Source organism: Ensifer sp. NM-2 (genome assembly GCF_003024455.1).
GTDB classification, from domain to species: domain Bacteria; phylum Pseudomonadota; class Alphaproteobacteria; order Rhizobiales; family Rhizobiaceae; genus Ensifer; species Ensifer canadensis.
Map to the genome: position 1 here is coordinate 820037 of NZ_PVZR01000001.1, position 11970 is coordinate 832006.

The 11970-nt window shown below is 62.1% G+C and carries 8 protein-coding genes; 3 read left to right on the top strand and 5 right to left on the bottom strand.

What is annotated here, in order from left to right; translation table 11 throughout:
* Positions 1–82: 82 nt before the first annotated feature.
* The 3 genes from C6558_RS04010 to C6558_RS04020 all read left to right on the top strand — a co-directional run bounded on the left by C6558_RS04010 (position 83) and on the right by C6558_RS04020 (position 4820).
* Positions 83–2023, top strand: a complete 1941-nt coding sequence (locus tag C6558_RS04010) for a DUF2207 domain-containing protein (RefSeq protein ID WP_025426119.1) — start codon at positions 83–85, stop codon at positions 2021–2023.
* Between the two features lie 113 nt (positions 2024–2136).
* On the top strand, positions 2137–4302 hold the full coding sequence (gene glyS, locus C6558_RS04015; RefSeq protein WP_025426120.1) for a glycine--tRNA ligase subunit beta: 2166 nt from the start codon (positions 2137–2139) through the stop codon (positions 4300–4302).
* 14 nt (positions 4303–4316) lie between these two features.
* Complete coding sequence (locus tag C6558_RS04020; protein ID WP_025426121.1) at positions 4317–4820, top strand: DUF523 domain-containing protein; 504 nt, start codon at positions 4317–4319, stop codon at positions 4818–4820.
* A 133-nt stretch (positions 4821–4953) separates the two neighbouring features.
* Here C6558_RS04020 and C6558_RS04025 read toward each other — a convergent pair whose 3' ends face one another.
* The 5 genes from C6558_RS04025 to C6558_RS04045 form a co-directional block, all read right to left on the bottom strand.
* Positions 4954–5481: a plant virulence effector HPE1-like domain-containing protein gene (locus C6558_RS04025; RefSeq protein ID WP_025426122.1), complete on the bottom strand. Its 528-nt coding sequence runs from the start codon at positions 5479–5481 to the stop codon at positions 4954–4956.
* A gap of 209 nt (positions 5482–5690) precedes the next feature.
* A complete protein-coding gene (purD, locus tag C6558_RS04030; protein ID WP_025426123.1) occupies positions 5691–6962 on the bottom strand; it encodes a phosphoribosylamine--glycine ligase in 1272 nt (423 codons plus the stop codon).
* A 148-nt stretch (positions 6963–7110) separates the two neighbouring features.
* Complete coding sequence (locus C6558_RS04035; RefSeq protein WP_025426124.1) at positions 7111–9474, bottom strand: bifunctional diguanylate cyclase/phosphodiesterase; 2364 nt, start codon at positions 9472–9474, stop codon at positions 7111–7113.
* On the bottom strand, positions 9471–10511 hold the full coding sequence (locus C6558_RS04040) for a spermidine/putrescine ABC transporter substrate-binding protein (RefSeq protein ID WP_057211582.1): 1041 nt from the start codon (positions 10509–10511) through the stop codon (positions 9471–9473). Before C6558_RS04040 ends, C6558_RS04035 begins: the two co-directional genes overlap by 4 nt.
* A gap of 170 nt (positions 10512–10681) precedes the next feature.
* Positions 10682–11881, bottom strand: coding sequence for an MFS transporter (locus tag C6558_RS04045; protein ID WP_057211584.1), 1200 nt, complete (start codon positions 11879–11881; stop codon positions 10682–10684).
* Positions 11882–11970: the final 89 nt, after the last annotated feature.

Here is an 11970-nt window from a genome sequence, read left to right on the forward strand (position 1 = left end):
AGAGTGCGAAGCGGTTTTCCGCCATGAGACGCGAAAAACCATGAAACCGCTCCTCAAGATCGATCGAAAGGTCTGAGACCGCATGACCCGTTTCGTCGCCCTGCTTGGCATCTTCTTCTTCCTGCTGGCGACAGCGGGTGTCGGCCGGGCGGACGAGGTGTTTTCGTCCTATCATTCGGTGATCGATGTCGCCGAGAACGGAACGCTGACGGTCACCGAGACGATCACCGCCAATGTCGAGGGAAACCAGATCCGGCGGGGCATCTTTCGTGACCTGCCGCTGACCTTCACCGATGCCAAGGGCCGCCGCAGCAAGGTGGATTTCAAGCTGCTTTCGGTCGAACGCGACGGCGAGGAGGAGCCCTACCGCACCGAATCGATCTCGGGCGGCATCCGCATCTACACCGGCTCTGCCGAGGTCTTTCTGCCACACGGCGAGCATACGTTCCAGTTCACCTATGAGACCAGCCGGCAGATCCGCTTCTTCGACGATCATGACGAACTCTACTGGAACGTGACCGGCACCGAATGGGCGTTCCCGATCGACGAGGCGAGCGCAACCGTCAATCTGCCGGAAGGGGTGCGGCCCGAGGCACTCGACGTTTTCACCGGCGGTTATGGCGCAACCGGCAAGGACGCGCTGGCGTCGGAGGAAGGCAGCGAAATCTTCTTTGCAACCACCCGGCGGCTCGAGCCGAAGGAGGGTCTGACGATCGCGGTCAAGATGCCGAAGGGCAGCATCGACCAGCCGACCACGAGCCAGGAAAACACCTGGTGGCTGCGCGATCATATGGCGCTTGTCATTGCTGGAGCAGGTCTCGTGGTGGTGGCGCTCTACTATGGCCGCGCCTGGCTGAAGGTGGGCCGGGACCCGGCGCGCGGCGTGATGGTGCCGCGCTGGGACGCGCCTGAGGGCATTTCGCCGGCGCTTGTCAACTATATCGACAACAGGGGCTTTTCCGGCGAGGGGTGGACGGCTCTGTCGGCATCGGCGCTCAGCCTCGCGGTGAAGGGCCATGTCGTCCTTGAAGATCTGAAGAGCGCCATCATCATTGCCGCGACCGGCAAGGGCAGCAGCGAAAAGCTGCCGACCGGCGAGGCGAGCCTGATGAAGGCCGTCAATGCCGCCGGCGGCAAGTTGAAGATCGACAGGGCCAATGGCACGAAGGTGCAGGCGACGGGTGCCGACTTCCGCAATGCCATGGAGCGCGAGCACCGCGGCAAATACTATCTGGCCAACACCGGTTACATCATTGCCGGGGTGCTGCTTTCGGTTCTTGCGATCGCCGCGGTGTTCCTGTTCGGCGATTTGAGCGAGGACAGCATCCCGCTGGTGATCGTCCCCGTCTTCATCGCCTTTTTCGTTTCCATCTTCGCCGTTTCCTTCGGCAAATCCCTGCGGCGCGAAAAGAGCCTGATGAGCCGGATCATGTCGATCGTGGTGATCGCCTTCATCGGCTTCGTCGCCTTCACCATCTTTTCAAGCATCCTTGCGGTCGTCTTCTACTCCGCCTCCGAGACCGACGAGCTGCCGCTGCTGTTTGCGATCGGCGGCATCGTACTTGTCAACGTGCTGTTCTTCTTCCTGATGGGCGCGCCGACGCCGCTCGGTACCCGGATGATGGATGGCATCGACGGCCTCAGGCAATACATGACGCTTGCCGAGAAGGATCGGATGAATATGCAAGGTGCGCCCGAAATGTCGCCCCGGCATTTCGAGACCCTGTTGCCCTATGCCGTTGCGCTTGGGGTGGAAAAGCCGTGGACGCAAACCTTCGATCACTGGCTGCTGGCTGCCGCTGCCGGGCCAGCTGCCACTGCCGCCTACCAGCCTGCCTGGTACCATGGCGATGGCTTCGGATCGAGTTCGTTCGGGGATCGGATCGGCGGCTTTGCCGGCTCGATGGCCGACACCATGACCTCCTCCTTGCCGCCCCCGCCGAAATCCTCGTCGTCGGGCTTTTCCACGGGCGGCGGTTTTTCCGGCGGCGGTGGCGGCGGTGGCGGCGGCGGCGGCTGGTGATCGTACCGCGACCCTCCTGCCTCTAAATCAAATTCATCGTCGGGCTTGGTGACATTTTCGCCAGAGCTTGCTAAGTCGGCGCCAACCGTCCGGAACAGAAAAAGTCATCTCCCATGCCCGATCTTCTTATCGAACTCCGCTCCGAGGAAATTCCTGCCCGCTTGCAGCGCAAGGCGGCCGGCGACCTCAAGAAGCTGCTGACCGATGCGCTGGTGGAAGCGGGTTTGACCTATGAGGGTGCGCGTGAATACTGGACGCCACGCCGGCTGACGCTCGATATCCGCGGCCTCAATGCCCGTTCCGCCGATGTGCGCGAAGACCGCAAGGGTCCGCGTACCGACGCCAACGAAAAGGCGATCGAGGGCTTTCTGCGCGGTGCCGGCCTTTCTTCGATCAGCGAGGCCCATGTCCATAGCGATCCGAAGAAGGGTGATTTTTACGTCGCCCATATCGTCAAGCCGGGCCGTCCGGCCGAAGAGATCGTCGCTGAGGCGATGCCCGAGATCATCCGCAACTTTCCCTGGCCGAAGCCGATGCGCTCCGGGGCTGCCTCGGCCAAGCCGGGCGCTCTGCGCTGGGTCCGTCCGCTGCAGTCGATCGTCTGCACCTTCGGCTCGGAAACCGACGAAACCCATGTGATCCCCTTCGAGGTCGACGGCATCGTCGCCTCCAACGTCACCTACGGCCACCGCTTTCACGCGCCCGAAGCGATCACCGTGCGCCGCTTTGCCGACTATGCCGAGAAGCTGGAGCGGGCGAAGGTCGTGCTCGACGGCGAACGCCGCAAGCAGATGATCTCGGCTGACGCACATAATATCGCCTTTGCCAACGGCCTCGAACTCGTCGAGGACGAAGGCCTGCTCGAGGAGGTTTCCGGCCTCGTCGAATGGCCGCAGGTGCTGATGGGAAGCTTTGAAGAGAGCTATCTCGAAATCCCCTCGGAAATCATCCGCCTGACGATCAAGACCAACCAGAAGTGTTTCGTGACCCGCGCGCCGGGTGCGGAAACGCTCTCCAACAAGTTCATCCTCGTTTCCAACATCGAGGCGAAGGACGGCGGCAAGGAGATCGTTCACGGCAACGGCAAGGTCGTGCGCGCCCGCCTGTCGGACGCCGCCCACTTCTGGCACCGCGACCAGGGCAACCTGCCGGACCTGGAAACATTGAAGCCGTCGGCTGAAAAATTCGACCTCGATCTCCACAAGCCGCTCGACCAGCGCATGGCGAAACTCGATGCGCTGAACGTCACCTTCCATGCCAAGCTCGGCACACAGGGCGAACGTGTTGCCCGCATCCGTGCGCTTGCCGCCGAGCTTGCCAAGGTAACCGGCGCCGACGCCAAGTTGGTCGATCGTGCCGTGGTGCTGGCAAAGGCTGACCTGCGCACCGAAGCCGTCGGCGAGTTCCCCGAACTTCAGGGCATCATGGGTCGCAAATATGCGCTGCTCCAGGGCGAAGACGCTTCCGTCGCAACGGCAATCGAAGATCATTGGAAGCCGAATGGCCCCTCGGACCGCGCGCCGACCGATGCCGTCGCCGTGACCGTGGCGCTGGCCGACAAGCTCGACACGCTCGTCGGTTTCTGGGCGATCGACGAAAAGCCGACCGGCTCCAAGGATCCATACGCCCTGCGCCGCGCCGCGCTCGGCGTTATCCGCCTCATCCTTGAAGGCAAGGCGCGCCTGCCGCTCACGCCGTTCCTCGAGATCGCGCTGACCGCCCTGCGGGCGCAGAAGCCGGCGCTGACGAGCGATGTGTCGGCGGACCTGCTCTCCTTCTTCCACGATCGCCTCAAGGTCTATCTGCGCGATCTCGGCGCCCGTCACGACCTGATCGATGCGGTGCTGACGTCGGATGCGGACGATCTGCTGATGATCGCCCGTCGCGTCGAGGCGCTGACCGCCTTCATCACCGACGAAGAGGGCAAGAACCTGCTCGCCGGCACCAAGCGCGCGACGCAGATCCTCGCAGCCGAAGAGAAAAAAGGTACGGCCGTGGCCGACGCCGTCGACGCTGATCTCTTCCGTCTCGACGCCGAAAAGGCGCTGCACGCTGCGGTTCAGCTGGGCTCGGGCGAGGCACGCGAGGCGATCGTCAAGGAGGACTTCCGCTCCGCCATGCAGGCCCTGTCGAAGCTGCGCGAACCGGTCGACCAGTTCTTCAACGACGTTCTCGTCAATGACGATGACGTGTCGATTCGGGCAAACCGCCTGGCACTGCTCGGTCTCATCCGCTCGGCGACCGGCACGGTTGCCGATTTCTCCAAGATCGCGGGATGACGGGGGAGGTGTGCATGACGGCGAAGATCCTCGTCAGCGCCTGCCTCATGGGCCATGCCGTGCGCTACGATGGCGCGTCGAAGCCGCTCGTCCATCCGGCCATCGACCGCTGGCGCCTAGAGGGCCGGCTCGTCACCATCTGTCCCGAAATGTCGGCCGGCATGCCGGTGCCGCGTCCGCCGGCCGAGATCGCGTCCGGCATGTCCGGCACCAACGTGCTCGACGGCGGGGCAACCGTCGTCGAGAATACCGGCCGCGATATCACCGGTGAGTTTCTGGACGCCGCCGAGAATGCGCTGGCGCTCGCGCGCGAAACGGACTGTCGTTTCGCGCTGTTGATCGACGGCAGCCCGTCCTGCGGATCGGGTTTCGTCTACGACGGCACGTTTTCCGGCGCACGCCACGCGGGGCAGGGGGTTACGGCCGCGCTGCTCGCAAGGAACGGTATCGAGGTTTATTCCGACAGGGAGATTGAAGCCTTGGTCGAGCGGATCGATGGCCCACGCCAACCCAGATAACACGAGCCCAGATAAAAAGATTGCGCCCCTGCTTCTCTCAGGGGCGCAATCTCTCGCTGTTTCAGCGAATTGCCCGTCAGCCCTTGAATGCAGGGGAGGCTGGCCGGGGCAGGGAACTTTCCCGTTTAGGCCCTCAGTTTAGCCGAAGTTCGAGGCCGGTCGGATCAAATTGCCGTGAGCTTTCGGCGGCCACAGATGCCGCGACTGCCGGCTCTGCCTGTGTAAGGGTCTGAACCGCGGCAGTTTTGGCGGTCTCGTCGATCACAGACGCAGCCAAGTCATGATTGCCCGGGTTCGCGATATCGATATCGGCCGCAGCGGTCGCCGTATCCGCCTGTTCGGCTCCGTTCGCGGCTGCTTTGACAGCCTCCTCAGAAGGCTTGCTGACGAAAACAACCGGCGAGCCGCCGAGCCAGGCTTCGGTGCGCACAAGCCGCATCTCACCGTTGATTTGCTTGAGCTCGACCTTCTCGCTGCCATTCTCGATCTCAGGCACCACATAGGTGACCTTCTTCTTGATCTGCAGCGGCGGGCATTGTGCGCAGGAGACAGAGGCCACGCTGGAATTGACGGCCTCCCCGGAAACGACAGCTTCGATCGACTGTGCCCAGGCGCTGCCGGCGGCGAGCGCAACGGCGGTGGTGATCAGCAACAGGCGCATCGGTCTTCTCTCCGAGTTTGTTCTACAGCGCCGCGCGTCTTATCAGACGCGCAAAGGTCGCTGTAGCACTTTGAATTGCTGCATGTTTTGTCCTGAAATCGGCTACGATTTAAGGAACCATGCAGTCGGCAAGAATATGCGTTCTCTCTTACTTTCCCGTCAGGAGAATTGGTAAAAATTGAATGATCCGGCGCATTTACCGGCGGCGGTCAGGCCTTCTCGCGGGCAACCGCGCGCCAGCCGATATCGTGGCGATAGAAGCCGTTGTCCCAGGAAACGCCGTCGACTGCCGAATAGGCGCGGTCCTTGGCAGCGCTTGCGCTTTCGCCGATCGCCGTGATGTTCAGCACCCGCCCGCCCGTTGCAACCAGGCTGCCGTCCTTCATCGCTGTGCCGGCGTGAAACACCTTGGTCTCAGGCGAGGCCTCGGGCAGCGCAGCAATGGGCGAGTTCTTGTCGTAGCTGCCCGGATATCCCTTCGACGCCATGACCACCGTCAGTGCCGTTTCGTCGCGCCATTCGGCTTCCATGCCCGCAAGCGTGCCCGTCGCCGCGGCATAAAGCAGTGGCAAGAGGTCGCTCTTCATGCGCATCATCAGCACCTGGCATTCCGGGTCGCCGAAACGCACATTGTACTCGATCAGCTCCGGCCCCTTGGCGGTGATCATCAGCCCGGCGAAGAACACGCCGGAAAAGGGATGTCCGCTCTCCGCCATGCCGCGCATGGTCGGCTCGATGATCTCCTTCATCGTGCGCTCGGTCATTTCTGATGTCATCACAGGCGCTGGCGAATAGGCGCCCATGCCGCCGGTATTCGGGCCGGTGTCGCCATCGCCGACGCGCTTGTGGTCTTGTGCCGAGGCAAGCGCGAGCGCGGTCTTGCCGTCGCTGAGGCAGAAGAAGCTTGCCTCCTCGCCGTCGAGATAGGCTTCGACCACCACTTCCGCGCCGGCCGCGCCGAAGGCGCCATCGAAGCAGTCATCGACAGCAGCGAGCGCTTCGTCGAGTTCCATGGCAACGGTCACACCCTTGCCGGCGGCGAGTCCATCGGCCTTGATGACGATCGGCGCGCCCTGCTCGCACACATAGGCCTTGGCGGATTCAGCGTCGGTGAAGCGACCGTAGGCGCCGGTCGGGATATCGTATCTGGCGCAGAGGTCTTTGGTGAAGCCCTTGGAACCTTCAAGCTGGGCCGCGGAAGCGGAAGGGCCGAAGACGGCGACACCGGCAGCGCGCAGCACGTCTGCAAGGCCGGCCACGAGCGGGCCTTCCGGCCCGACCACGACGAAATCGATCGCCTCTTTCAGGCAGAAGTCCGCAACGGCGGCATGATTGTCGGTGTCGAGCGCAACGAGCGTTGCTTCCTCGGCAATGCCAGGATTGCCGGGCGCGGCATAGAGCTTGGTCAATTTCGGCGACTGCGCGATCTTCCATGCCAGCGCATGTTCGCGTCCACCCGATCCGATCAGAAGAACCTTCATTGCCTGCCCCCGACATGCCGAAATTGTTGCGTTGCGGTTAAGGCGAGGCGGCTGTCAGGTCAAGGGGGCAGGGGGCTATGGCGCACGATTCCCGCCTCGGAGTGCACCTTGTCCGGAGCGTCACGGGAGAGAGTAGACCGACATGCGCTCAGGCGATTGCCTGCTGGTTCTTGCGATCATCCTGCTCCTGGCCGTAGCGGGCGGTGCGCGTCAGCGCCCAGATGCCGAGATCCTCAAGTGGTAGCGGCTTGCTGATAAGGTAGCCCTGGAAGAGATCGCACCCTGCAGCAGTCAGCATCGAGAGTTTCTCCGGCGTGTCGACGCCTTCCCCGACCACGGCAACGTCCTTGGCGTGGCACAGCGCGATCAACGCCCTCAGAACCGGCAGTGATTGCGATGCCGTGAGGTTAGAAACGAGCGCCCGGTCCAGTTTGATCGTATCGGCGGTGTATTCGATGATCTGCTGGACAGAGGTATAGCCGGCGCCGAAATCGTCGATCGACAGGCGGAAGCCCTTTTGGCGCAGTTCGTCGATGTTGCGGCGGAGCTGGTCGCTGAACTTGACCGCGAAAGTCTCGGTCAGCTCAATTTCGATCGATTGCGGCTGCAGTCCATGGCGGTTGATACAATCGGAGAAATAGTCGGCAATCGCCTTCGAATGCAGTTCGGCCGAGGAAATGTTGATCGCCAGGATCGTATCGGGACCGAAGAGTGCCTTTAGCTGCCGGCAGTCGGACATGGCCTGGTTGATCACCCACCAGTCGATCTTGGTGAAGAGGCCGGAGCTTTCGGCGATCGGCACGAATTCGTCCGGCGTCACGTTACCGAGTACCGGCGAATACCAGCGCAGCAGCGCTTCGCAGCCGGTCACGCGACCGTCGGTGTCGACGATCGGCATGTAGACCAGATGGAATTGCTCGTCCGGATCGAGCGAGCGCAACTCGTCCTGGATCTGGCGCAGACGGGTGCGCTTGTCGTGCAGGGCGCGCGAGAACCGGGAAGAGCGGTTCTTGCCGCTAGTCTTTGCCTGATACATCGCCGCGTCCGCATTTGAAATCAGCTCGGCAAGGTTGGTCGCGTCATCCGGGCAGATGGCAGCGCCGATGCTGGCCGTCACCGGATAGCTCTTGCCGGAGACTTCGAAGCCATCTTCGAACAGCGCCAGGATGGCCGCAGCGACTTCGCGGACCGTGCCGTCGCCCGGTCGGGAGCGGACCAGCACCGCGAATTCGTCGCCTGAGAGCCGCGCCAGGATCGCCGGCTTCTGGCCGCGTCGCTCGGTGATCGCTTCGACATTCTCGGCGATGCGCGTTGCCAGGGTCTTTAAGAGTTCGTCGCCGATCTCGTGGCCATGCTTGTCATTGACGAATTTGAAGTTGTCGATGTCGATGAACAGCAGGCTGCATTTTTCACCCGAGACAATGGCCTCGCGCACGATGCCGGCGGCAACCGCGTTGAAATGACCGCGATTGCTGATGCCGGTCAGCGTGTCGGTCCAGGAGCTGCGCTGCACCAGCTTGAGCGATTGTTCGGACTGGCGATGCAGCTCTCTGATGTTTTCCGTCAGTCGCCCGATCTCGCCCTTCTCCTCCATGTTGCGGATCTCGTCATGGGCGCCGACCATGACGGCCATAACGTTGGCGTCGAGCTTGGCGATCGGGTCGGTGATGAACCGACGGATGAGAACGATGATCAGCCAGATCGAAAACAGGCTCATCGCCACGGCACCAAATGCCAGCAGCAGTTTCTGCTGGGCCATCAGCCGGTCGAAATGATTGCTCGAAACCGTCAGCGTCGCATAGAGCGATGGCCCGAGATGCACGCTTGCCGAAAGGTCGTCGGTAATCGCGAGCGGCCACGGCTGAAGGACGACGTCGGCGCCGTATTCCTGCTTGAGTGTTTCCTGCATGTCGAGGAAACGATCCGGCTGGATCGCCACCTGGATAAGCAGCGCGCCCGATTTCTTGCTCGGCAGCGGTCGCGTGAAGGTAACGGGATCGAGGAAGTAGGAATAGACGATCCGCGCCTTGTGCCCGCCGTCGTAGAGGTAGGTCCAGTCGACAAGCTTTTCTTCGCGTATCAGTCGCCGTGCCAGATTGAGCTGCGCCTCGTCGATTTCGGCGAAGGGATCCCAGCTGTTTTCGAAATAGTATTCTGATTGCAGGTTCGATGTCAGGATCGACAGGGACACGTAGCCCGTCGGGTCGTCGGAGAGCGACTTGACACTTTCCTGCAGCCGGACGCCGAGCGCATTGGCCCGGTAGTTCTTGTCGGTTTCAGAGATGTACTGGCGCAGCGAATTGCTGTTCAGGAGCGCATTGAGAAAGCCCTTGCTGCGGCCGATCTCGTTCTGGAAGACGGCGGCGGCATGTTCCAGCCGCTGGGACAGCTTGGCATGTTCCAGCGCCCGGATCGATCGGCTCTGGGTGACATGGACCGAGATCGCCGCCAGCAGATAGCCGGCCAGCACCACGGGAAAGATCAGGATGAGTGCGCGCTTGCCGAGGGTCACTGGAAATTCGCCAATGTGCTGATGATGCGCCGGCGCAGCTGCACCGACGTCGTTGACAGTTCCTGCTGGTACTGACTCTTGGCCAGAATGTCTGGCGACGGGTAGATCGCCTGGTCCGCGCGCATCGCCTCCGGCAACAACGCAAAGGCGGCTTTGCTCGGCGTCGGCATATTGAGCGCCTGTGCGTTTGCGGCGGCACTTCCGGGCGAGCCGATATAGTCCAGGAAGGCGAGCGCCCGTGCCTTGTTCGGCGACTTGGCGACGACCGACATGCAATCGAGCCAGGAAAGCGTGCCTTCCTTGGGCACGACATAGCGCCAGATGCCCGGTGTACCGGCCTTTTCGTTTAGGACGTGCTGATCGCCGCTATAGCCAAGCGCCAGATGGATGTCCTTGCCGATGGCCTGGTTCTGGATCGAGCTTATGACGTATTCATAGGTCAGAACCGCCGGTGCCTGTTGCTTCATCAGGTTGAAGGCGGTCTTGAGCGTTGCCTGGTCGTTGGTGTTGATCGACTCGCCGAGCAGCATGAGGGGGGCGACAAAGGCCTCGTTGTGGTCGTCGTACATGGCGACGTGCTTGGTCAGCGCCGGAGCCGGCTGCATCAGGTCGCGCCAGGACGTGGGCGCTTCAGGCAGCATGTCCGATCGGTAGAGAAGGCCCATCGTGCCCCAGAGATAGGGCAGGCCATGGTTCGAGCAGCGCTTGCGCCAGCTTTCGTCATAATCCCTGAGCGAGGCGACATTGGTCTCGTCGACAGCCTCGAGCACGCCTCTGCGCCCAAAGAGCGCGGCGCCGTTCTCGCCGGTCACCACCAGATCGACGATGCTGTTCGGGTCGGCCAACACCTCGTCGCGGGTATCGCCGTTGTCGTAGTAGACCTGATGGATTCCTACGCCGGTTATTGCCGTCCAGCGGTCGAGGATCGCCTGATCGATATAGGATTCCCAGATCAGCAGGTTGAGCGTTTCGGCTTGCCCCGCCGTTGCCAGGAGCAACGTCGTCAAAAAGGCGGGAATCGCCGATCGCCCTCGCATTGTCTACCCCTGCCCAAGCCCCATCCAGCGACCGTAGCGCGCAAAAATTGATGAATGATTACGCAGGGCTGCGGGAAATAGCATGGTTGGAGCAAGGCGTTGCCGGGCGGAAAAACAGAACGGGCGCCGCATGGCGGCGCCCGTTGAAAAGTCTGCTGCTGGATGTCTGCCTAATGCCGCGCGGGCATCCTCGGCAGAAGGATCGTCAGAATGCCGAGCAGCGGTAGATACGAGCAGACCGTGTAGACGAACTCGATGCCCTGCCGGTCAGCAAAAATGCCGAGAAGAGCCGCACCCATGCCGCCGAAGCCGAAGGCGAAACCAAAGAAGACACCGGCAATCAGCCCCACGCGTCCCGGCACTAGTTCCTGCGCGAAAACGACGATCGCCGAAAACGCCGAGGAGAAGATGAAGCCGATGATGATCGACAGCACGCCCGTCCAGAAGAGGTTCGCATAGGGCAGCATCAGCGCGAAGGGGATGACGCCGAGGATCGAGAACCAGATGACGAAGCGCGCGCCGTAACGGTCGCCGATCGGACCGCCGAGGAAAGTGCCGGCGGCGGCAGCGCCCAGGAACAGGAACAGCATCAGCTGTGCTTGCTGAACGGTAACGCTGAACTTCTCGATGACGAAGAAGGTGAAATAGCTGGAGATGCTGGCCATGTAGACGTTCTTGGTGGCGGTCAGCAGCACCAGCACGGCGACGGCCCAGATCACGCGGTTCTTCGGCAGCGGCAAGGCGCGGCTCGGCGCCGGCTTGCTCATCGATGAGCGACGGTGGCGCACATACCAGGTGCTGACCCAGGTGAGCACGAAGAATCCGATGACCGCGACGATCGAGAACCAGCTGAGGCTGCCCTGGCCGAAGGGGATGACGATGAAGGCTGCGAGCAGCGGCCCCATGGCGCTACCGGCATTGCCGCCGACCTGGAACAGCGATTGCGCCAGGCCATGCCGCCCGCCCGAAGCGAGGCGAGCGATCCGCGAAGATTCCGGATGGAAGATCGCCGAGCCGACGCCGATCATGCTTGCAGCCAGAAGCAGCATCGGGAAATCATGCGCGTTGGCGAGCAGGATGAGGCCGGAGCAGGTGGAAAGCATCGCTACCGGCAGCGAATAGGGCAGTGCCCAGCGGTCGGTGATGATGCCGACGGCCGGCTGCAGCATCGAGGCTGTCAACTGGAAGGTGAAGGTCAGAAGCCCGATCTGCACGAAATCGAGCGAATAGTTCGCCTTGAGCAAGGGATAGAGCGCCGTCAGCAGCGACTGCATGATGTCGTTCAGCATGTGGCAGAAGCTGACTGCCAGGATGACGGAGAATGCCGTCTTTTCCGGGGTTATGCTCCCCGTTGAAGTAACCGTTGCCATGGATGTTTCCTTGCCGTCTCGATGGTTGTGTGCGGCGACGGATATCTCTACTGATCTTGCCCATGGCCTGCTTTTGTGATGTGGTCGAG